20 protein-coding genes are annotated in these 22,369 nt (G+C 60.6%); 7 read left to right on the forward strand and 13 right to left on the reverse strand.

All coding sequences use genetic code 11. From position 1 onward, the window contains the following. Nucleotides 1–187: 187 nt before the first annotated feature. Both betB and betI read right to left on the reverse strand, forming a co-directional pair. A complete protein-coding gene (gene betB, locus JFU48_RS09400) occupies nt 188–1,660 on the reverse strand; it encodes a betaine-aldehyde dehydrogenase (RefSeq protein WP_201136383.1) in 1,473 nt (490 codons plus the stop codon). Nucleotides 1,661–1,722: 62 nt separating this feature from the next. Beyond that, nucleotides 1,723–2,343, reverse strand: coding sequence for a transcriptional regulator BetI (gene betI / locus JFU48_RS09405; protein WP_003228996.1), 621 nt, complete (start codon nt 2,341–2,343; stop codon nt 1,723–1,725). A gap of 428 nt (nt 2,344–2,771) precedes the next feature. Here betI and betT point away from each other — a divergent pair, with 428 nt between their 5' ends. After that, nucleotides 2,772–4,769, forward strand: coding sequence for a choline BCCT transporter BetT (gene betT, locus JFU48_RS09410; RefSeq protein ID WP_003228995.1), 1,998 nt, complete (start codon nt 2,772–2,774; stop codon nt 4,767–4,769). Between the two features lie 199 nt (nt 4,770–4,968). On the opposite strand, the gene choV is transcribed toward betT, so the two are convergent. The 3 genes from choV to JFU48_RS09425 all read right to left on the reverse strand — a co-directional run bounded on the left by choV (nt 4,969) and on the right by JFU48_RS09425 (nt 8,003). Further along, complete coding sequence (gene choV / locus JFU48_RS09415; RefSeq protein ID WP_003228994.1) at nt 4,969–6,147, reverse strand: choline ABC transporter ATP-binding protein; 1,179 nt, start codon at nt 6,145–6,147, stop codon at nt 4,969–4,971. After that, nucleotides 6,144–6,989, reverse strand: coding sequence for a choline ABC transporter permease subunit (choW, locus tag JFU48_RS09420; protein WP_003228993.1), 846 nt, complete (start codon nt 6,987–6,989; stop codon nt 6,144–6,146). The genes choV and choW overlap by 4 nt, the downstream gene beginning before the upstream one ends. A 66-nt stretch (nt 6,990–7,055) precedes the next feature. Then, entirely contained in the window at nt 7,056–8,003 is a 948-nt protein-coding gene (locus JFU48_RS09425; protein ID WP_003228992.1) for a choline ABC transporter substrate-binding protein, read from the reverse strand. Nucleotides 8,004–8,437: 434 nt separating this feature from the next. Here JFU48_RS09425 and JFU48_RS09430 point away from each other — a divergent pair, with 434 nt between their 5' ends. Together JFU48_RS09430 and gbdR are read left to right on the forward strand one after the other, a co-directional pair. Beyond that, nucleotides 8,438–9,814 carry an L-serine ammonia-lyase gene (locus tag JFU48_RS09430; RefSeq protein WP_003228991.1) on the forward strand — a complete coding sequence of 459 codons (1,377 nt, stop codon included), beginning with the start codon at nt 8,438–8,440 and terminating at the stop codon, nt 9,812–9,814. A 550-nt stretch (nt 9,815–10,364) separates the two neighbouring features. Further along, nucleotides 10,365–11,468: a choline metabolism transcriptional regulator GbdR gene (gbdR, locus tag JFU48_RS09435; RefSeq protein ID WP_201136384.1), complete on the forward strand. Its 1,104-nt coding sequence runs from the start codon at nt 10,365–10,367 to the stop codon at nt 11,466–11,468. 153 nt (nt 11,469–11,621) lie between these two features. Here gbdR and JFU48_RS09440 read toward each other — a convergent pair whose 3' ends face one another. The 5 genes from JFU48_RS09440 to JFU48_RS09460 form a co-directional block, all read right to left on the reverse strand. After that, nucleotides 11,622–11,885 carry a hypothetical protein gene (locus tag JFU48_RS09440; protein ID WP_003228989.1) on the reverse strand — a complete coding sequence of 88 codons (264 nt, stop codon included), beginning with the start codon at nt 11,883–11,885 and terminating at the stop codon, nt 11,622–11,624. Between the two features lie 262 nt (nt 11,886–12,147). Further along, complete coding sequence (locus JFU48_RS09445) at nt 12,148–12,624, reverse strand: thioesterase family protein (RefSeq protein WP_201136385.1); 477 nt, start codon at nt 12,622–12,624, stop codon at nt 12,148–12,150. Between the two features lie 127 nt (nt 12,625–12,751). Beyond that, a complete protein-coding gene (locus tag JFU48_RS09450) occupies nt 12,752–13,717 on the reverse strand; it encodes an L-carnitine dehydrogenase (protein WP_201136386.1) in 966 nt (321 codons plus the stop codon). Between the two features lie 142 nt (nt 13,718–13,859). Beyond that, a complete protein-coding gene (locus JFU48_RS09455) occupies nt 13,860–14,747 on the reverse strand; it encodes a 3-keto-5-aminohexanoate cleavage protein (protein WP_103484867.1) in 888 nt (295 codons plus the stop codon). Nucleotides 14,748–14,822: 75 nt separating this feature from the next. Beyond that, on the reverse strand, nt 14,823–15,767 hold the full coding sequence (locus JFU48_RS09460) for a choline ABC transporter substrate-binding protein (protein WP_201136387.1): 945 nt from the start codon (nt 15,765–15,767) through the stop codon (nt 14,823–14,825). A gap of 190 nt (nt 15,768–15,957) precedes the next feature. Here JFU48_RS09460 and JFU48_RS09465 point away from each other — a divergent pair, with 190 nt between their 5' ends. Beyond that, complete coding sequence (locus JFU48_RS09465; protein ID WP_201136388.1) at nt 15,958–16,902, forward strand: GlxA family transcriptional regulator; 945 nt, start codon at nt 15,958–15,960, stop codon at nt 16,900–16,902. Nucleotides 16,903–17,038: 136 nt separating this feature from the next. Here the strand turns inward: JFU48_RS09465 and JFU48_RS09470 are convergent, their stop codons facing one another. From JFU48_RS09470 to JFU48_RS09480, 3 genes are all read right to left on the reverse strand, one after another. After that, nucleotides 17,039–17,455 carry a DUF3010 family protein gene (locus JFU48_RS09470; protein ID WP_064589572.1) on the reverse strand — a complete coding sequence of 139 codons (417 nt, stop codon included), beginning with the start codon at nt 17,453–17,455 and terminating at the stop codon, nt 17,039–17,041. Between the two features lie 28 nt (nt 17,456–17,483). Then, nucleotides 17,484–17,807: a helix-turn-helix domain-containing protein gene (locus JFU48_RS09475; RefSeq protein ID WP_201136389.1), complete on the reverse strand. Its 324-nt coding sequence runs from the start codon at nt 17,805–17,807 to the stop codon at nt 17,484–17,486. Nucleotides 17,808–17,910: 103 nt separating this feature from the next. Further along, nucleotides 17,911–18,312, reverse strand: a complete 402-nt coding sequence (locus tag JFU48_RS09480; RefSeq protein ID WP_003228981.1) for a lysozyme inhibitor LprI family protein — start codon at nt 18,310–18,312, stop codon at nt 17,911–17,913. 234 nt (nt 18,313–18,546) lie between these two features. Between JFU48_RS09480 and JFU48_RS09485 the strand changes: the two genes are divergently transcribed. From JFU48_RS09485 to dgcA, 3 genes are all read left to right on the forward strand, one after another. Beyond that, entirely contained in the window at nt 18,547–19,524 is a 978-nt protein-coding gene (locus JFU48_RS09485) for a dipeptidase (RefSeq protein WP_126367160.1), read from the forward strand. A 106-nt stretch (nt 19,525–19,630) separates the two neighbouring features. Next, nucleotides 19,631–20,161 carry a DUF5943 domain-containing protein gene (locus JFU48_RS09490; protein ID WP_003228980.1) on the forward strand — a complete coding sequence of 177 codons (531 nt, stop codon included), beginning with the start codon at nt 19,631–19,633 and terminating at the stop codon, nt 20,159–20,161. Between the two features lie 15 nt (nt 20,162–20,176). After that, nucleotides 20,177–22,237 (forward strand): dimethylglycine demethylation protein DgcA, encoded by a 2,061-nt coding sequence (gene dgcA / locus JFU48_RS09495; RefSeq protein WP_003228979.1) that lies wholly within the window; start codon nt 20,177–20,179, stop codon nt 22,235–22,237. Nucleotides 22,238–22,369 lie beyond the last annotated feature (132 nt).

The raw sequence follows: 22,369 nt of genomic DNA on the forward strand, positions 1-22,369 counted from the left end.
GCTGCTTGTTTTGTGGCGAGGGATCTTGTCGGATCGCCGCACCGTCCCGCTCGACTGCGAAGCAGTCGCAGAACCTGCGACCGAGCTCTGTCTGGATGAGCGCGGTGTCTGCAGTTGGGGCCGCTGCGCAGCCCAGCGGGAGCAAGCTCCCTCGCCACAAGGGCCCCAACTTCAGAGTCGCGTCAGATCAGAACACCGAAACGTAATCGCCCAGCTCGACCTGTACCGATTTGATGCGTGTGTAGTTGGTCAGCGAGCTGATGCCGTTTTCGCGGCCCACGCCCGACTGCTTGTAACCGCCCACCGGCATTTTTGCGTCGGACTCGCCCCAGGCGTTGATCCAGCAGATACCGGCTTCCAGTTGATGGATCACGCGGTGCGCGCGGTTCAGGTCTTTGGTAACGATACCGGCGGCCAGGCCGAAGTCGGTGTCGTTGGCGCGGCGGATCACTTCTTCTTCGGTCTCGTAGGAGAGGATCGCCATCACCGGGCCAAAGATTTCTTCACGGACGATGGTCATCTCGTCGGTGCAATCGGTGAACACGGTCGGCGCGACGAAGGCGCCTTTGGAGAACTCGCCGTCGGTCAGACGCTCGCCGCCGCACAGGACGCGGGCACCTTCTTCTTTACCCTTGGCGATGTAGCCCAGCACGCTTTCCATGTGGGCGAAGCTGACCAGCGGGCCGAAGTTGGTGTTTTCGTCTTCCGGGTTGCCGATGCGGATGCGCGCTACGCGCTCGACGATCTTGGCTTCGAAAGCGGCTTTCAGGTGGCTCGGTACGAACACGCGAGTACCGTTGGTGCAAACCTGACCGGAGCTGTAGAAGTTGGCCATCATCGCGGTGTCGGCGGCGCGATCGAGGTCGGCGTCGTCGCAGATGATCAGCGGCGACTTGCCGCCCAGTTCCATGGTCACGTCTTTCAGCGACGAAGCCGAAGCGCTGGCCATGACTTTCTTGCCGGTGTCGGTGCCGCCAGTGAAGGAGACTTTTTCGATGCGCGGGTGCTCGGTCAGCCAGGTGCCGACTTCACGGCCGCTGCCGGTCAGTACGTTGAACACGCCGTTTGGCAGGCCGGCTTCGGTGTAGATCTCGGCCAGTTTCAGGGTAGTCAGCGAGGTGACTTCGCTTGGCTTGAAGATCATCGCGTTACCGGCCGCCAGGGCTGGTGCGGATTTCCACAGCGCGATCTGGATCGGGTAGTTCCACGCGCCGATGCCGGCGACCACGCCCAGCGGCTCGCGACGGGTGTAGACGAAGGACGTGTCGCGCAGCGGGATCTGCTCGCCTTCGATCGCCGGTACCAGGCCTGCGTAGTATTCCAGCACGTCGGCGCCGGTGACGATGTCGACGTATTTGGTTTCGGAGTAAGCCTTGCCGGTGTCCAGGGTTTCCAGAGCAGCCAGTTCATCGTTGCGCTCGCGCAGGATGTCGACGGCACGACGCAGGATGCGCGAACGCTCCATGGCGGTCATTGCGGCCCAGATTTTCTGGCCCTTTTCAGCGCTGACCACAGCGCGCTCGACGTCTTCCTTGGTCGCACGTTGCACTTGGGCGAGGACTTCACCGTTCGCCGGGTTGATGGCTTCGAAGGTGGCATCGCTGCCAGCGTCGGAGTACGCGCCATCGATGTAGAGTTTTTGCAGTTCGAAACGGGCCATAGTGTCCTCGCAAGTGCATTAGTGGTTGGCGTCGACCACCGCGCTGAAACTGCGGTGGCGGTTCAGGTGCCGAGCGTTTTCTGTGTGCTCTGGCTCACCTGCTTGGCCAATTGGAAATCCATGTATTCGTAAGCGATCTGTTGCGCCTGCGCCGTGTCGAAAGCGTCTCCCGACAGCGCGCCGCGCAACCACAAGCCGTCGATCAACGCTGCCAGTCCACGCGCTGCGCTGCGCGCCTCTTCGAGCGGCAACACACGGCGGAACTCGCAGCACAGGTTGGAATACAGACGGTGATCGTTGATCCGCTGCAACCTGTGCAAAGACGGCTGGTGCATGCTGGTGGCCCAGAAGGCCAGCCAGGTTTTCATTGCCGGGCCATTGACCTGGCTGGCGTCGAAGTTGCCTTCGATGATCACCTGCAGATGCGCCCGTGGGCTGCTGTCTGCCAGCGCCTGACGGCGCGCGGTGACGTTCTCGCTGAGGACGTTCATCAGATACCGCATCGTGGCGGCGATCAGGCCGTTCTTGTCCTGAAAGTAATGACTGATGATGCCATTCGAGACACCGGCCAAACGGGCGATCAGCGCAATGCTGGCGTCCCCCATTCCGACCTGATCGACCGCTTGCAACGTGGCTTCGATCAGTTGTTGGCGGCGGATGGGTTGCATACCGACCTTGGGCATCTTGCACATCTCCTTAGGCCTTCCGACGGGCGATAAACGCCTATCGGATTGAGGGCCAGTCTATTTTGTTTTGATTGAACGTTCAATCAACAAAGAATAAGATCTGCGACAAATCGTCGCTGCCTACAGATTTTTTCTGCTTGTAAATGGCGATAAAACGACATCCGAAAATGCTTGAAACCTGCGTGGGGCATGGCGCGGTTCGCTATTCGATGGACGTGTTGAAAGGGCAAGACGCTCGGGGCCAGGTTTCGGATGAACGTCCGCACAGCTTTGGCCACGAAAGCGATTCGCAACGCCATTTCGGCAGGTTCGGGCTTTTTTCGGGGTGTCTTTATATCACCCGCCGGTCGGCTGCCAACTAACCGATTGGTCGGGTTCCGTGTTGCCTTGTGTTCTTCTCTCGCACTGCCTGGAGCATTTGTGCCATGAGTTCTGCCTCTCTTATAAAGACCCCGCCCGAGAAGGTGACGGTCAACGGTTGGGTGTTTTACACCTCTACCGCGTTGATTCTGTTGTTGACCGCCATTCTGATCATCGCCCCGCAAGAGGCCGGCAGATTGTTGGGTATCGCTCAGGCCTGGTTGTCGCGCAGCTTCGGCTGGTACTACATGGTGGTGATCGCCGCCTACCTGGTGTTTGTGGTGGGCCTGGCGTTTTCCTCCTACGGCAAACTCAAACTGGGCAGCAAGGACGACACCCCGGATTTCAGCTACGGCGCCTGGGCGGGGATGCTGTTCTCGTCGGGTATCGGTATTTCGCTGCTGTACTTCGGCGCCTCCGAGCCGCTGGATCACTACTTCAATCCGCCGGAAGGCGCATCGGCCACCAACATGGCCGCGCGTCAAGCTGTACAGCTGACCTTCCTGCACTGGGGCCTGCACGGCTGGGCAATCTACGCACTGGTCGGTCTGGCCGTGGCGTACTTTGCCTACCGTCATAACCAGCCATTGGCCCTGCGTTCGGCGCTGTATCCACTGGTCGGCGAGCGTTGGGTCAAGGGCGCGGCCGGTCATGCGGTGGACGGCTTCGGTATGTTCGTGACCCTGCTGGGTCTGGTGACCAACCTGGGGATCGGTTCGCTGCAAGTGTCCTCCGGGCTGGAAAACCTGTTCGGCATGGAACACAGCAACACCAACCTGCTGATCGTGATCATCGTGATGAGCACCGTGGCGACCATCGCTGCCGTGTCCGGTGTGGAAAACGGCATCCGTCGTCTGTCCAACCTGAACATCGTGCTGTTCAGCGGTCTGCTGATTTTCGTTCTGCTGTTCGGCCCGACCCTGCACCTGCTCAACGGCTTCGTGCAGAACATCGGCGACTACCTCAACGGGGTGGTGCTGAAAACCTTCGACCTGTACGTCTATGAAGGCGACAGCGCCAAGTCTGACCGCTGGCTGGGCCTGTGGACCCTGTTCTACTGGGCGTGGTGGATTTCCTGGGCACCATTCGTCGGCATGTTCATCGCGCGTATTTCCCGTGGTCGTACCGTGCGTGAACTGGTCGCTGGCGTACTGCTGATTCCGCTGGGCTTCACTCTGGCGTGGCTGTCGATCTTCGGTAACTCGGCGCTGGATCTGGTGATGAACCAGGGGGCGGTGGAACTCGGCAAGACGGCGCTGGAACAGCCGTCGATGGCGATCTACCAGTTGCTGGAACACTACCCGGCGTCGAAAGTCGTTATCGGTGTGTCGATCTTCGTCGGTTTCGTGCTGTTCCTGACCCCGGCCGACTCCGGCGCGGTGATGATGGCCAACCTGTCCTGCAAGGGCGGTAACGTTGACGAAGATGCGCCGCACTGGCTGCGGATCTTCTGGTCGGTGGTGATCACGCTGGTGACTATCGGTCTGCTGTTCGCCGGTAACTTCGAAGCCATGCAAACCATGGTGGTGCTGGCCGGTCTGCCGTTCTCGGTGGTGCTGGTGTTCTTCATGTTCGGCCTGCACAAGGCGATGCGTCAGGACGTGCAGATCGAACAGGAGCAGGCGCAACTGGCCGAGCGCGGTCGTCGTGGCTTCAGCGAGCGTCTGACGCAGTTGGACCTGCAACCGAGCCAATCGGTGGTGCAGCGTTTCATGGACAAGCAGGTCAGCCCGGCGCTGGAAGACGCTGCCGCACAAATGCGTGCGCAGGGTCTGGAAGTGCAGACGCTGCTGGGCAAATCCAAGCGCTGCATGGGCGTGCGCGTCGAGATGGAAGAGGGCAACCCTTTCGTCTACGAAGTGAGCCTGGATGGTTATCTGGCGACCCCGACCGAATCGGCCCAGTCCGATGAAGCGCGCCAGCGTTACTACCGCGCCGAGGTGTACCTGCACAACGGCAGTCAGGATTACGACCTGATGGGCTTCACGCAGGATCAGATCACACGCGATGTGCTCGATCAGTTTGAAAGCCATCGGCAGCTCCTTGGCCGGGTGTATAGCTAAGTTGTAGGTGGTGCGGTGTTTCTGTCTGAAGCACCGTGCCGCATTCTTCGCGAGCAAGCCCGCTCCCACATTGGAATGCATTTCAAATGTGGGAGCGGGCTTGCTCGCGAAGGGGCCATCAGCTCCAACGCTGAACGCCCTGTATTCCGATAAACAAAAACGCCGCGATCCTCTCGCGGCGTTTTTGTGTCTGAGGTTCTTACCCCAGGTTCTTGCCCAGCAGCGCGTGATACAGCTCGCTGTCGCCAAGAATCCCCACCACATGATTGTTGTCGTGCAGCACCAGTTTGTTGCCGGTCTGATAACGAATCTGCAGCGCATCGCGCATGCCGATATTCGAATCCACCAGTGTCGGCTTGCGCTCCAGCGCTTCCACCGCTTGCCCCGGTGCCCAGTTCTGCAGGTTCAGCACCGAACCGTTCTGCCGCGCGCCTTTGATGGTGTTGCCTTCGGCCAGATCCAGCCACGAATCGCCACCCGGGTCGAGGCACACCGAACCGTTGATGCGTTTGCAGTTGTCCAGCGTGCGCATCAGGCTGCGGCCACACAGGACGTTGAGCGGATTGGTGTGGGCCACGAAGGTGCGCACATAGTCGTCCGCCGGATTGAGCACGATCTCTTCCGGCACGCTGTACTGGATGATCCGGCCGTCCTTCATGATCGCGATGCGGCTGCCCAGTTTGAGCGCCTCGTCGAGGTCGTGACTGACAAACACGATGGTCTTGCTCAGCTTGCGTTGCAGCTCCAGCAGTTCGTCCTGCAGGCCCTGACGGATCAGCGGGTCGAGTGCCGAGAACGGTTCGTCCATCAGCAGAATATCGGCGTCCATCGCCAGCGCCCGGGCCAGGCCGACACGCTGCTGCATGCCGCCGGAGAGTTCATCGGGCTTCTTGTTGCGCCATTGAGTCAGGCCGACCAGTTCGAGCTTGTCGTCGACCAGCTTGCGCCGTTCCTTCTCCGGGCGACCCTGCATTTCCAGACCGAAGCTGATGTTCTCGCGCACCGTCAGCCACGGCATCAGGGCGAACTTCTGGAACACCATGGCGATGCGTTTGGTGCGCATCATCTTCAGCTCGGCCGGGGTGCAGGAGGCGATGTCGATCTGCTTGCCTTCGTGCTCGACGAACAGCTTGCCGCGACTCACGGTGTTGAGGCCGTTGATGCAGCGCAGCAGGCTCGACTTGCCGGAGCCGGACAGGCCCATCAGCACGCAGATCTCGCCCTTGTTGATATCCAGCGTGGCTTTTTCCACACCGACGATCTGTCCGGTCTTTTTCAGGATCTCGTTACGCGTCATGCCCTGATCCAGCAGCTTGAGCGCCTCGCGTGGATCCTTGGAGAAGATTACGTCGACGTCTTCGAAGCGAATTATGCTCATGCGTCACCCCCTGCTTTGGCGTCGGGTTGTTTGCAGATACGGTCGAGCATGATCGCCAGCAGTACGATCGCCAGGCCTGCTTCGAAGCCCAGGGCGATATCAGCAGTGTTCAGTGCGTTGACCACCGGTTTGCCGAGTCCGTCGGCGCCCACCAGTGCCGCGATCACCACCATCGACAGCGACAGCATGATGCACTGGGTGATGCCGGCAGCGATGCTCGGCATGGCGTGAGGCAGTTCGATCCGTGAGAGCAATTGGCGACGCGAGCAGCCGAAGGCCTTGCCGGCGTCCATCAGTTCTTGCGGGACATCGCGGATGCCCAGGTAGGTCAGGCGGATCGGTGCAGCGATGGCGAACACCACCGTGGAGATCAGGCCCGGCACCACACCCAGCCCGAAGAGGGTCAGGGTAGGAATGAGGTAAACGAAGGTCGGTACGGTCTGCATCAGATCGAGTACCGGACGCATTAAAGTGTAGAACATCGGCTTGTGCGCGGCGACGATGCCCAACGGCACGCCGATGACCACGCAGACCAGGGTCGCGAACATGACCTGGGCGAGGGTTTCCATGGTTTCCTGCCAGTACCCCAGGTTGAGGATCAGCAGGAACGAGGCAATCACAAAAACAGTCAGCCCCCATTTGCGCTGGATGAAATGTGCGAGCAGGGCAATGAGGCCGATCAACACAAAAGGATTGAACCAGGTCAGCGCAAACGTCACGCCGTGGATCATCGTTTCCAGTGTCACGGCGATTGCGTCGAAGGTGCTGGCGCCGTGTTGCGTCAACCATTCAACGAAGCCCGCGATGTACTGGCCTAAAGGGATTTTCTGATCAATCAGCATGGTAGTGAACGTCCGCATGCAAGGAATAAACAGCCCGGGCGAGCGAACTCGCCCGGCGTAAGGCAATTACTGTGCGAGCTTGGCTTTCACGGCCTCCAGGCCTGGTTTACCGTCAATGGTGGTCACGCCAGCGAGCCAGGTATCGAGCACCTGTGGATTCTTTTTCAGCCAGGCCTTGGCGGCCGCGTCAGGCTTCATCTTGTCGTCGAGGATGTTGCCCATCAGTTCGCTTTCCATGTCGACGGTGAACTCCAGGTTTTTCAGCAGCTGACCGACGTTGCTGCATTCGGTGCTGTAGCCCTTGCGAGTGTTGGTCGCCACGGTGGCAGCACCGAAATCGGGGCCGAAGAAGTCATCGCCGCCGGTCAGGTATTGAATCTTGAAGCGCTTGTTCATCGGGTGCGGCGCCCAGCCGAGGAAGACCACGGCGGTGTCGCGTTTCTGCGCACGATCGACCTGCGAGAGCATGCCCGCTTCGGACGATTCGACGACCTTGAAGCCGGCGGTTTTCAAACCGAAGGCGTCTTTGTCGATCATGCTCTGGATCAGGCGGTTGCCGTCGTTGCCAGGCTCGATGCCGTAGATCTTGCCATCGAGCTCTTTCTTGAATTTGGCGATGTCGGCGAAGTCATGCAGCCCTTTGTCATACAGCGCCTGCGGTACGGCGAGGGTGTACTTGGCGCCCTTGAGGTTGGTGCGCACGGTTTCCACGGTGCCGGCGTCACGGTAGGCCTTGATGTCGTTTTCCATGGTCGGCATCCAGTTACCGAGGAACACGTCCATGTTCTTGCCGTCGGCCAGCGACTTGTAGGTCACGGGCACGGAAATCATGGTGGTCTTGGTCTTGTAGCCGAGCGCATCGAGCACCACCGAGGTGGTGGCGGTGGTGGCGGTGATGTCGGTCCAGCCGACATCGGAGAAGTTCACGGTACTGCACTGAGCGGGTTCTGCAGCTTGAGCCAGTAACGGCAGACTCAGCATGGCGGCCAACAACAACGACGGGGAACCTTTCATGGATGGACTCCTTGGTGTTTTTTTTGGCAGTGTTCCGACTGGACCACCGCACTTATAGGTTGCGGTTGGATGGCGTTCTGGAGACAGCTCTACCACGGCGCCTTGCAATCGAGTCATAACGATCATGTACCAGTGAAAATCTGACGCCTACAGGGTGGGTCGTATCCAGTACAGGGATGGTCGCATCCAGTGTCAGTGACGTCGTTTACAGCTTTTTTCTGCCCCGTCTGGCCATCTGAACCGCATAAAAACGGCGAAAACACGGGAGAAAACCGGCACGGCGTTGGTGGGCATGAGTGCGTCGGTGTCAGACGCCGAGCGCCCCGGCAAAAGCCTGATGATGCGGGCATTCCGGCGGATCGCAGCTTGAGCGTAGCAGCTCCGCCAGCGGGCGCTTAATGCCCGGGAACGGCATCCTCAGGAGCTCTGCAGCAATGGCTATCAGCGTTTTCGACCTGTTCAAGATCGGCATTGGTCCGTCCAGTTCTCACACCGTCGGCCCGATGCGCGCCGCCGCCCTGTTTGTCGAGTCGTTGCGCGACAAATTCCTGCTGGAGCAGGTACGGCGTATAGAAGTGCAACTGTTCGGTTCGCTGTCGGCCACCGGTATCGGGCACGGCAGCGACAACGCAGTGATCATGGGCCTGATGGGCGAGTGGCCGGACGCAATCGACCCGTCGCAGATCGGCCCGCGGATTCAGGCGCTGCGCGAAACTCACACACTTCTGTTGGATGGGCGCTTGTCGGTGCCGTTTGTCTGGGCCCGCGACATGCGTCTGATCGACGAGAACCTGCCGTTCCACCCCAACGCCATGACCCTGATTGCCGAAGGCGATCACGGCGAGATTCATCGCGACACCTACTATTCGGTCGGTGGCGGATTTGTCGTGGATCAAGCGCAGGCATCCAGCGGCGTGGTCGATCTGGATCGCACCGAATTGCCTTATGACTTCTCCAGCGCGGTGGAGCTGCTGGAGCTGTGCAAGCAGAACAATCTGCGCGTCGCCGAATTGATGATGGCCAACGAAAAGGTCTGGCGCAGCGAAGAGGAAATCCGTGCCGGGCTGATGAAGTTGTGGCGGGCCATGCAGGATTGCGTCGAGCAGGGCCTCAAGCACGAAGGCATTCTTCCTGGCGGTTTGAATGTGCGGCGGCGCGCGGCCAAGCTGCATCGCAGCCTGCAGGAATTGAACAAACCCAACGTGATCGGCTCGACCCTCAGTGCCATGGAGTGGGTCAACCTGTTTGCCCTCGCGGTCAACGAAGAAAACGCGGCGGGTGGGCGCATGGTCACCGCACCGACCAATGGCGCAGCGGGGATCATCCCGGCGGTGTTGCACTACTTCATGAAGTTCAGCGAAGCGGTCACCGACGCCAACGTGGTCGACTACTTCTTGGGCGCGGCGGCGGTGGGCATTCTGTGCAAAAAGAACGCCTCGATCTCCGGTGCCGAAGTCGGTTGCCAGGGCGAGGTCGGTTCGGCCTGCGCGATGGCGGCGGCGGGGCTGGCGGAGATTTTGGGCGCGACGCCGGAGCAACTGTGCAACGCGGCGGAAATCGGCCTGGAACACAACCTCGGCCTGACCTGTGATCCGGTGGGTGGACTGGTGCAGGTGCCGTGCATCGAGCGCAACGCGATTGCCGCAGTGAAGGCGATCAACGCGGCGCAGATGGCCTTGCGTGGTGATGGTCAGCACTTCATCTCGCTAGACCGGGTGATCCGCACCATGCGTGATACCGGCGCGGATATGCATGACAAATATAAGGAGACGTCACGTGGTGGGTTGGCGGTCAGTGCGGTTGAGTGCTGAATCAGCAATACCGAGTGGAATTCTTCGCGAGCAAGCCCGCTCCCACAGTGGATCTACAGTGAACACAGAATTTGTGAACACCCGGTTCCAATGTGGGAGCGGGCTTGCTCGCGAAGGGGCCAGACCAGTCAAAACTGCTCACCAAGTGAACACGCTAATCAAATCGCGCCACCTTTTGGCGCGTCGCAATCAGATAAGAGTGTTTCCCACCCACAGTGCGCCATTCGCACCCCCTACCGTCCGTCACCCGTGCCTGCGGTGACACTCTGAAACAACCCCGCGCAAGCCTGTTCCCACAAGTGCTACCGATCTGCTCACAGGCAGCGGGGCAGGGCTTTCACCGCCGCTGATGGCACTTCGAAATACCTTTCGTCGGACGTCTTGAATAGACACGTCGCGACGTCGTTTTCAGGAGTTATTGAACAGCCATTCAATTTTAGGCATGGCAATTGCTCTGTCATAACAAAGCCCGTCTCCCATGCGAGAACGCCGGCAATAACAAGAGCCTCCGCCTGAGGCCATCACCCGCTTTGTGTGAGGAGATACCGCGATGACGTCGTTCAACTCCGGGGCCCAACCCCAGAACCGTGCGCCTCAATCCATCGGCTTTCTGCTGCTGGACAATTTCACGCTGATTTCTCTGGCCTCCGCAGTTGAGCCCCTGCGCATGGCCAACCAATTGTCCGGTCGTGAGCTGTATCGCTGGAGCACCCTGACGGTCGATGGCGGCCAGGTGTGGGCCAGTGACGGTCTGCAAATCACCCCCGATGCCTCCATGCACAAAGCCCCGCCCCTGGACACCGTGATCGTCTGCGGCGGCATTGGCATTCAACGCACCGTGACCCGTGAACACGTGTCCTGGTTGCAGAGCCAGGCCCGTCAATCGAAACGTCTCGGCGCCGTGTGCACCGGCAGCTGGGCTTTGGCTTGCGCCGGTCTGCTCGACGGTTTCGATTGCAGCGTGCACTGGGAATGTCTGGCGGCGATGCAGGAAGCTTTCCCCCGCGTGGCGATGAGCACTCGTCTGTTCACCCTCGACCGTAACCGTTTCACCAGCTCCGGCGGCACCGCGCCGCTGGACATGATGTTGCACCTGATCAGCCGCGATCATGGCCGTGAATTGTCTGCTGCGATCTCGGAAATGTTTGTCTACGAGCGTATCCGCAACGAGCAGGATCACCAGCGTGTGCCGCTCAAGCACATGCTCGGCACCAACCAGCCGAAGCTGCAGGAAATTGTCGCGCTGATGGAAGCCAATCTGGAAGAGCCGATCGACCTTGACGAGCTGGCGGTGTACGTCGCCGTGTCGCGTCGCCAACTGGAGCGCCTGTTCCAGAAATACCTGCACTGCTCGCCATCGCGCTACTACCTCAAGCTGCGCCTGATCCGTGCGCGGCAACTGCTGAAGCAGACGCCGATGTCGATCATCGAAGTGGCGTCGGTGTGTGGGTTCGTCTCGACCCCGCACTTCTCCAAGTGCTATCGCGAATACTTCGGCATTCCACCGCGTGACGAACGCGTAGGCTCCAACACCACCCAGCAAGTGGCGATGCTGCCACTGCCGCAGGCAATCGTGATGTCGCCGTTGTCGGGGCCGCTGTCGGCGTTGAGTCAGGCGCGTAATGAGTCGACGTTTGCCAGCGTTAGGTTGTAGACCGGAAAGTTTTTGTGGCGAGGGAGCTTGCTCCCGCTCGAGCGCGAAGCGCTCGTAAAACCTGCGAATGCGATTTATCTGGAACAGTGCATCTGCCGGTTTGGGGCCGCTTCGCGGCCCAGCGGGAGCAAGCTCCCTCGCCACAGTTGCTCGTCAGGCGCTGCGGGTCTGCTGGTACTGCGCCAGTGCTGGCAGTAACTGTTTATCAAAAGCCTCACGCACTGCCGGCAAAATAGTCGCGCTGCTGGTGTACATCTGCTTGACCATCGTACGCAACGTGTTCGCCCGAACGTCGTCCAGCCCCCGCACGGCGTATTCGCAGGCTTGCTCAGCGGTAGCGCCCGACGGCACTTCGAAACCCAATGCCTTGAGCTGGCCCAACAGGTCTTCCTGATCGATCAAATCGGCGTACATCATGGCGCGCATCCTTCTTCGGTAACGGAGGTCGTGGCTCGATTCTGGTAGGCACGGGAAGTGACGGCAAGGGCGATTTGTCGCAGTGGCTGCGACGGCTATGAACAGGTCGTTTTCGGCTAACTGACCGCCCAGGGGAGTGGGCACACTGGCCTCAGCTCGCTACACGACGGTTTGGTCACCCTCGACTGGCAGCTCCTCAACAGTACCCTCTGCCCCGATCCTGTCACGGCTTGTATCGGGGCTTTTTTTGCGTGCCGCATGCTTACCGTGCCGGTGGCAAAGCGATGATGCGACCGACATAGGCGGGGGCGGGTAAATCGGACTGCTCGGCGATGATGGCTTGCAGGCGGCTCAGGGTGTCCGTAGTGAAAGGCGCCGAACGCGGGCCGGCGAGATCGACGTGCAGCAGCATCTGCTCGTTGCCGGCCAGTTCCTTGTCGTCGCCGGGAAGGTGCAGGCTGTGATAGAGGTGCAGGCGTTTGCTGTCGTGACCGATGATCTGCGTGCGCACTTCGACCTCGGCGTCGAGCTTCACTTCGTGCAGATAATTGAGGTGCAGTTCGAGGGTGAACAGCGAATGACCGCTGGCTTCGCGGTTGTTGCTGTCCATGCCGAGACGGTCCATCAGGGCATCGGTGGCGTAGCTGAAAATCAGCAGGTAGAAGGCATCGCGCAGGTGGCCGTTGTAGTCGACCCAGTCGGGGATGATGCGGGTTTGGTAGGTGGTGAGGCTGGGCATGGTGTCAGATCCAACATTGATGGTGGCTGGGCTGCCGTCTTCGCGAGCAAGCCCGCTCCCACATTGGAATGCGCTCACCTGTGGGAGCGGGCTTGCTCGCGAAGGGGCCGGAACTGCTGAGCAAGGATTACTCGCTGAAACTCATTCCATGCTTCTCCTTGGTGGTCTTCACCGCCTCCAGCACCGCCAGCAGGCAATCATCACGATAGCGCTCCAGCGCGGAAATGCTGTGGCGGCCGAGCTGGTCGCTGGTGCCATCGACCACATCGTCGATCAGCTTGTCGGTCAGTTCCGGTGCCGGCAGATAGGTCCACGGCAACTGCAACGCCGGGCCGAACTGCGACATGAAGTGACGCATTCCGGCATCGCCACCGGCGAGGGTGTAGGTCAGGAAAGTGCCCATGAATGACCAGCGCAGACCGGCGCCAAAGCGGATCGCGTCGTCGATCTCGCCAGTCGTCGCCACGCCGTCGTTGACCAGGTGCAGCGCCTCACGCCACAGCGCTTCGAGCAGACGGTCGGCGATGAATCCCGGTACTTCCTTGCGCACATGCAGCGGACGCATGCCGAGGGATTCGTAGACTTTCATTGCCGCTTGCACCGCTTCCGGTGCGGTGTGCTTGCCGCCGACCACTTCCACCAGCGGCAACAGGTAAACCGGGTTGAACGGATGGCCGACCACGCAGCGTTCCGGGTGGGTCGAGCTCTCGTAGAACTCGCTCGGCAACAGGCCCGAGGTGCTGGAGCCGATCAGCGCATTGGGCTTGGCCGCTGCGCTGATTTTGCTGTGCAGTTGCAGTTTCAGTTCAAGGCGTTCCGGAGCGCTTTCCTGAATAAAATCCGCGTCGCGCACGCACTCCTCGATGGTCGCGACAAAGCGCAAGCGATCCTGCGAGGCGCCGGGCGCCAGACCGTTTTTCTCCAGCGCACCCCAGGCATTGGCTACGCGTTTGCGCAGCGCGGCTTCAGCGCCAGGCGCCGGGTCCCAGGCCACCACGTCGAGGCCATGGGCGAGGGCGCGCGCGACCCAGCCGCTGCCGATGACACCGCTGCCGAGGGCGGCGAAGGTTTTGATGTTGGTGATAAAGCTCATGGTGATTTCCTGAAAGAATTCGCAGAATCCTGTGGGAGCGGGCTTGCTCGCGAAGAGGCCGGTACATCCGACGCATTTTTATGGGCAGAGCCACCGCCTTCGCGAGCAAGCCCGCTCCCACAGGGGGGAAATGAGTGATGATTTAGCCGCGCTGGGTCAGGCCCATCTTCTTGCGGCCCTCAGCCGGGGTCAGCACCCGGGCGCCGAGGCGGCTGAGGATCTCGCTGGCGCGTTCGACCAGTTGGCCATTGGTTGCCAGCACACCCTTGTCCAGCCATAGGTTGTCTTCCAGGCCGACCCGCACGTTGCCGCCGAGCAGTACCGCTTGCGCGGCCATCGGCATCTGCATCCGGCCAATGCCGAACCCGGCCCAGACCGCATCGGCCGGCAGGTTGTCGACCATGGCTTTCATGGTGGTGGTGTCAGCCGGCGCGCCCCACGGGATGCCCAGGCACAGTTGGAACAACGGGTTGTCGAGCAAACCTTCCTTGATCAGCTGCTTGGCGAACCACAGGTGACCGGTGTCGAAAATCTCCAGCTCGGCCTTCACCCCCAGCTCGGTAATGCGCCTGGCGCCGGCGCGCAGTTGCGCCGGGGTCGAGACGTAAATGGTGTCGCCATCGCCGAAGTTCAGCGTGCCGCAATCGAGGGTGCAGATTTCCGGCAGCAGCTCTTCGACGTGGGCCAGACGGGTCAGCGGGCCGACCAGATCGGTGTTCGGGCCGAACTCCATCGGGTGCTCGCCGGCACCGATTTCCAGGTCGCCGCCCATGCCGGCGGTGAGGTTGACGATGATGTCGACGTCAGCCTCACGGATGCGCTCCATCACTTCGCGGTACAGCGCCACGTCACGGCTGAACTTGCCGGTCTGCGGGTCGCGCACATGGCAGTGAACAACCGTGGCACCGGCCTTGGCGGCTTCCACGGCGGCGGCAGCGATCTGTTTCGGGGTGACCGGCACATGCGGGCTCTTGGCGGTCGTGTCGCCAGCACCGGTGAGTGCGCAGGTGATGATGACGTCGTGGTTCATGGTGCGGTTTCCTTCAGGCGTGATGGGTCTGTTCGCAGCCCTTTTTCAGGCTGCGAAGGGTTGATTCGGGGTGCGTTATTGGCTGGTCAGTTGCGGGTTTTCAGCCGCCGGTTTGCCGTCGAAGGTGGTCACACCGTCGAGCCAGCGCTGCTTGTCTTCGGGGTGGTCCTTGAGCCATTGCCTGGCCGATTCGAAGGCGTCCTTGTGATCGAGCAGCGGCTGCATCATCCGGCTCTCTTCTTCGGCGGTGAACGTCAGGTTGCTCAGCAAGCGACCGACGTTCGGGCATTGTTCGGCGTATTTCGGCGCGGTGACGGTCCACACCGTGGCCATGCCTTCGTTCGGGCCGAGGGCGTCGTCGCTGCCGGTGAGGTAAGTCATTTTCACGTTGACGTTCATCGGGTGCGGCGCCCAGCCGAAGAACACCACGGCCTCCTTGCGGCGTACGGCGCGGTCGACGGCGGCGAGCATCCCGGCTTCGCTGGACTCGACCAGCTGGAACTTGCCGAGGCCGAACTGGTTTTTGGCGATCATTGCCTTGATCTGGGTGTTGGCGCCCGAGCCCGGTTCGATGCCGTAGATCTTGCCGCCCAGTTCCTTCTCGAATTTGGCAATGTCGGCGAAGGTTTTCAGGCCCTTGTCGGCCAGATAAGTCGGCACGGCGAGGGTCGCGCGGGCGTCCTTCAGGCTCGGTGCTTCAAGGACTTTGACCTGGTTGGCGTCGACGAACGGGGTGATGGTCTGGGTCATCAGCGGGTTCCAGTAGCCGAGGAACAGGTCCAGCCGCTGATCGCGAATCCCGGCGAAGATGATTTGCTGGGAGGCGCTGGTTTGTTTGGTGTTGTAGCCGAGGCCATCGAGCAGCACCTGGGTCATGGCACTGGTGGCGATCACGTCGGTCCAGTTGACCACGCCCATGCGCACGTTCTGGCACGACGCGGGTTCGGCCGCCATGACGCTGGCGCTCAAGAAAGCGGTACCGCTGAGTGCAAGAACGCAGCTGCTGATCAGTCGTTTCATGTCGGGTTCCTCGGCAGGTCGTTATTGTGAGTTCCGGCATCTGCGCGCCGGTGATGCCAAGTTACGCAGCTGGACGCCCTTGAAAGCGCACTGCGGCGACTGGCTCTTGCACTGTAGCGACCTGTGCGCTTGAACGCCGACGCCAAACGGCGTATCAACGATTCACGCTACCCGCTAACCGAGTGCGCACATGTCCCAGGATTTCTACTTTCTGCTGATGCCGGGGTTTTCCGCCATCGGCTTCATCTCTGCGATCGAACCGCTGCGGGTGGCCAACCGCTTTCGCGGCGAGTTGTACCGCTGGCATGTGCTCAGCGCCGACGGCGGGGCGGTGTTGGCGAGCAATGGCATGTCGGTCAATGCCGACGCGGCGCTGGAGCCGCTGAAGAAGGGCGCGACGCTGCTGGTGGTCGCCGGGTTCGAACCGCTGAAGTTCGCCACGCCAACCCTTGAGCACTGGCTGCGCCGGCTGGACAACGAAGGCGTGACCCTCGGCGCCATCGACACCGGCAGTTTCGTGCTCGCGGAGGCCGGCCTGCTCGACGGTCATCGCCTGACCCTGCACTGGGAAGCCATCGATGCGTTCAAGGAATCTTATCCACAGCTCAGCGTGACCCAGGAGCTGTTCGAGATCGATCGGCGGCGTATCACCTCGGCGGGCGGCACGGCGTCCATCGACTTGATGCTCGATCTGATCGCCCAGGCTCATGGCCCGCAACTGGCCATCCAGGTCAGCGAGCAGTTCGTGCTGGGGCGGATTCGTCCGCGCAAAGACCACCAGCGCATGGAAGTCGCTACACGTTACGGCATCAATAACAAGAAACTGGTGCAGGTGATTGGCGAGATGGAACAACACAGCGAACCACCGCTGACCACACTGCAATTGGCGGAATCGATCAAGGTGACGCGGCGACAGCTAGAGCGTTTGTTTCGGCTGCACCTGAACGACACGCCGAGCAATTTCTATCTGCGTCTGCGATTGGAAAAGGCCCGGCAGCTGTTGCGCCAGACCGACATGAGCGTGCTCGAAGTCAGCATCGCCTGCGGGTTTGAATCACCGTCGTATTTCACCCGCAGTTACCGGGCACGCTTCGCCCGCTGCCCCCGGGAAGACCGGCGTACCGTACAGGCTTGATGGGCGCACCAAAACCCAATGTGGGAGCGGGCTTGCTCGCGAATGCGGAGTGTCAGTCGAAACATGAGTTGACTGATCCACCGCATTCGCGAGCAAGCCCGCTCCCACATTGGTTTTATGTTGCCTGACAGTACGCTTACTTCTTCACCAACGCCGAACACGCCGCCTTGTAAGCCTCATGCTGATACTTGTTCAGCGTACCCGGCAGCTCAAAGTTGTGCTTCTTGGCCTGCGCATTAATCGTCTGCGGCGACAACAACGTCACCTCACACCCGTCCAGCAACTGAAACACACCCTCGATCTTGAACGTGGTCGGCCCACCGGCAAACTCACCCTTCTTGCTGCGCTTCTTGATCGCAATCCGGTCAATCGAATGCTCGCGCACAAACGAAGCAACCTGCGCCGCGAAGCGTTTGACGTTGGCCGCCTCGTCATCATCGTCGAGGGCGATTTTCTTGGTGTTGAGCGCCACATGGCTCAGCGTTGCCCCGTCAAGGGAGGCCACGGCGATGATCGCTTCGCTGCCTTTGATTTCGATGCCGCAGATGTTCATGGGAATTCCTTTGAATAAAGAGGGCAGCCTACAACTCAAGCTGATTGGCGGTGATGCCGAACGCTGAGGCAATTTTCTCGCGGGTTGCCTTGCGTGGCTTCGCTACCGTTTCCTGTTGAGCGAACGCCGGCTGGGAAATTCCCAGACGTTTCGCCACTTCTTCCTGAGTCAGGTTCAGGTGTTCGCGCCACGCGCGGATCGGTGTCGCCCCGTCAACCATGCGGCTCACCACCTCATGCGGGATCAGATCGGGCTGCATTTTCTGCGCGACGTATTGAGCGTAGGGTATGACTACGAAGGCCGGGTTGCCCTCGGCATCTTTGATGATCTGGATGTCGGCAGGTGGATTCATGGCGTTGGAAATATAAGTCTTTTATAAGATTTTCGAATCTTTACTTATATTTCCCAGTCGGCCAATCAACAACGTTTGTCGGCATGTTGCCGAACTTCCAGGATCACTCCTGCCCAATCGACTCCAAAAACTCCGACCGTTCGTCACTCATCCGCGCCACACAGTCATTCTGCGCAATCTTGAACGCCTTGCTGCCTTCGGTGGCGGGGAACGCTTCTACCGCGCAATCGGCGTCGCGGGTTTTCAGCCATTGTTGCTGGGCGGTTTTGAGTTTTGCGGTGATGTCGGCCAGTTGCGCGGCGTTTTTGCCGTAGGTGGCCTGCATGCGTTCGTTGAGGCTGGCGTAGTTGTCCTTGAGCAGGTCTTCGGCGGTGGTGCGGCTGTAGGTCGAGCATTCCAGGGTCTGGACGTCGTTTTCCACCGCGTCGCACGGGTTGTTGTCGGTGTCTTCGGCGGCGTGTACGCCGGTCGCAATCAGTGCCAAGGCCAGGAAGATCGATTTCATTGATGTCGCCGCTCTAATCCAGTGGTGTATCCAAGATGCGCCAGATTCTGGCTCAAGCTTGCGGGCTTGAACAGGTGGCTGGTCGGGTCGCCTGATGACGCTTTGTCGCGGATTGACGCTTTCGGCAATTCCCCTGTCGTTTTTGCACCCGGTCGCCCCGGCACCGAGGCATATGCTGGCCCCAAAGCGCCGGCAGACGATTCGGCGCATGAATCGCCAATAAGGGGACGCCTGATGAGCCCAGCCGAATTACACGCCGACAGCATCGTTATCGACGGTCTGATCATTGCCAAATGGAACCGCGAGCTGTTCGAAGACATGCGCAAGGGCGGTCTGACGGCGGCCAACTGCACTGTGTCGGTGTGGGAAGGCTTTCAGGCGACCGTGAACAATATCGCCGCCAGCCAGAAGCTGATCCGCGAAAACAGCGACCTGGTGATGCCGGTGCGCACCACCGCCGACATTCGTCGCGCCAAGGAGCAGGGCAAGACCGGCATCCTTTTCGGCTTCCAGAACGCCCACGCGTTCGAAGACCAGATCGGCTATGTCGAGGTGTTCAAGCAGCTCGGCGTCGGCATCGTGCAGATGTGCTACAACACCCAGAACCTGGTGGGCACCGGGTGCTACGAGCGTGATGGCGGCCTGTCGGGCTTCGGTCGCGAAATCGTCGCCGAGATGAACCGCGTCGGCGTGATGTGCGACCTGTCCCACGTCGGCTCCAAGACTTCCGAAGAAGTCATCCTCGAATCGAAAAAACCGGTCTGCTATTCCCACTGCCTGCCGTCGGGTCTGAAAGAGCACCCGCGCAACAAGTCCGATGCTGAACTGAAGTTCATCGCCGACCACGGTGGTTTTGTCGGCGTGACCATGTTCGCGCCGTTCCTCGCCAAGGGCATCGATTCGACCATCGACGATTACGCCGAAGCCATCGAATACACCATGAACATTGTCGGCGAAGACGCCATCGGCATCGGCACCGACTTCACCCAGGGTCACGGCCAGGAGTTCTTTGAATACCTGACCCACGACAAGGGCTACGCCCGTCGACTGACCAGCTTCGGCAAGATCATCAACCCGCTGGGCATCCGCACCGTCGGCGAGTTCCCGAACCTGACCGAAACCCTGCTCAAGCGCGGCCACTCCGAGCGCGTGGTGCGCAAGATCATGGGCGAGAACTGGGTCAACGTCCTCAAAGACGTCTGGGGCGAGTAACGCTTACTCAAGACCGCCGCCGATCTGCCCCCTCTCCCTCGGGGAGAGGGCTGGGGTGAGGGCTGCGGCCAACACTGAATCTAAATTTTTCTGGAGTTAAGTTTCCATGGCCAAGATCGCCCCGCAATTGCCAATCGAAGTCGACAGCGAGACCGGTGTCTGGACCTCCGACGCCCTGCCGATGCTCTATGTGCCACGGCATTTCTTCGTCAATAACCACATGGGTATCGAGGAAGTGCTGGGCGCCGAAGCCTATGCCGAAATCCTCTACAAGGCTGGCTACAAGTCCGCTTGGCACTGGTGTGAAAAAGAAGCCGAATGCCACGGCCTGGAAGGCGTCGCGGTGTTCGAACACTACATGAAACGCCTGTCGCAACGCGGCTGGGGCCTGTTCAAGATTCAGGACATCGACCTCGACAAAGGCACCGCCAGCGTCAAGCTCGAACACTCGGCATTCGTCTATGTGTACGGCAAGGTCGGGCGCAAGGTCGACTACATGTTCACCGGCTGGTTTGCCGGGGCCATGGATCAGATCCTCGCTGCACGTGGCAGCAAGATTCGTACGGTGGCCGAGCAAGTCTACGGTGGCTCCGAAGAAGGCCACGACGACGGCCTGTTCACCGTCAAGCCGTTGTAAGTCGAGGAGCCCGCCATGGCTTTCGAAGCAATGTTCCAGCCGATCCAGATCGGCAAACTGACCATCCGCAACCGCGTGCTCAGCACCGCGCACGCCGAGGTCTACGCGACTGACGGCGGCATGACCACCGACCGCTACGTCAAATACTACGAAGAGAAAGCCAAGGGCGGCATCGGCCTGGCGATCTGTGGCGGTTCTTCCAGTGTGGCCATCGACAGCCCGCAAGGCTGGTGGAAATCGGTGAACCTGGCAGACGACCGGATCATCCCGCACTTCCAGAATCTGGCCGACGCCATGCACAAGCATGGCGCCAAGATCATGATCCAGATTACCCACATGGGCCGTCGCTCGCGCTGGGACGGCGAGCACTGGCCGACCCTGCTGTCGCCGTCGGGCATCCGCGAGCCGGTGCACCGTGCGACCTGCAAGACCATCGAGCCGGAAGAAATCTGGCGGGTGATCGGCAACTACGCCACTGCTGCGGCACGGGCCAAAGCCGGTGGCCTGGACGGCGTCGAATTGTCTGCCGTGCACCAGCACATGATCGACCAGTTCTGGAGCCCGCGCGTCAACAAGCGTACTGACGAGTGGGGCGGCAGCTTCGAGAACCGCATGCGTTTCGGCCTCGAAGTGATCAAGGCTGTGCGCAAGGCAGTCGGCGACGATTTTTGCGTCGGCATCCGTATCTGCGGTGACGAATTCCACCCGGACGGCCTGTCCCACGAGGACATGAAACAGATCGCCAAGTATTACGACGACACCGGCATGATCGATTTTATTGGTGTCGTGGGTTCAGGGTGCGACACCCACAACACCCTGGCCAACGTGATCCCCAACATGAGTTATCCACCGGAGCCGTTCCTGCACCTGGCGGCCGGGATCAAGGAAGTGGTGAAAGCGCCGGTGCTGCACGCGCAGAACATCAAGGACCCGAACCAGGCCACGCGCATCCTTGAAGGTGGTTACGTCGACATGGTCGGCATGACCCGCGCGCACATCGCCGACCCGCACCTGATCGCCAAGATCAAGATGGGCCAGGTCGACCAGATCAAACAATGCGTCGGCGCCAACTACTGCATCGACCGCCAGTACCAGGGTCTGGACGTGCTGTGCATCCAGAACGCCGCGACGTCCCGTGAATACATGGGCGTGCCGCATATCATCGAGAAATCCACCGGGCCGAAACGCAAAGTCGTGGTGGTCGGTGCCGGCCCGGCCGGGATGGAAGCTGCGCGGGTGGCGGCCGAACGGGGCCACGACGTGACCCTGTTCGAGAAGAAAGAATTCATCGGTGGGCAGATCACTACCGCGTCGAAAGCGCCGCAGCGTGACCAGATCGCCGGCATCACCCGCTGGTTCCAACTGGAGCTGGCGCGGCTGAAAGTCGACCTGCGCCTGGGTACAGCGGCCGATGCAGCAACCATTCTCGATCTGCGTCCGGACGTGGTGGTGCTGGCGGTCGGTGGGCATCCGTTCCTCGAGCAGAACGAGCACTGGGGCGCCGCCGAAGGATTAGTGGTCAGCAGTTGGGACGTGCTCGACGGCAAGGTGGCGCCGGGCAAGAACGTGCTGGTCTACGACACCATTTGCGAGTTCACCGGCATGTCGGTCGCCGACTTCCTCGCCGACAAGGGCAGCCAGGTCGAGATCGTCACCGACGACATCAAGCCGGGCGTGGCCATCGGCGGGACGTCGTTCCCGACTTACTACCGCAGCATGTACCCGAAAGAAGTGATCATGACCGGCGACATGATGCTGGAGAAGGTCTACCGCGAAGGCGACAAGCTGGTGGCGGTGCTGGAGAACGAATACACCGGCGCCAAAGAGGAGCGGGTGGTTGATCAGGTGGTGGTGGAAAACGGCGTGCGTCCGGATGAAGAGCTGTATTACGGACTCAAGGACGGTTCGCGCAACAAGGGGCAGATCGACATCGATGCCTTGTTCGCGATCAAGCCGCAGCCATCGCTGAGTACCACCGGCGACGGCTACTTGCTGTTCCGTATCGGCGACTGCGTTGCGCAGCGTAATACCCACGCCGCGATCTATGACGCGCTCAGACTGTGTAAAGACTTCTAAAGGCTTGCACACAACCCTGTGGGAGCGAGCTTGCTCGCGAAAGCGGTGGATCAGTCGACATCGATGTTGAATGTCAGTCCGCCTTCGCGAGCAAGCTCGCTCCCACAGTGACCGAGTAAGGCAACTCGACCT

Source organism: Pseudomonas sp. TH49 (genome assembly GCF_016650625.1).
GTDB lineage: Bacteria > Pseudomonadota > Gammaproteobacteria > Pseudomonadales > Pseudomonadaceae > Aquipseudomonas > Aquipseudomonas fluorescens_H.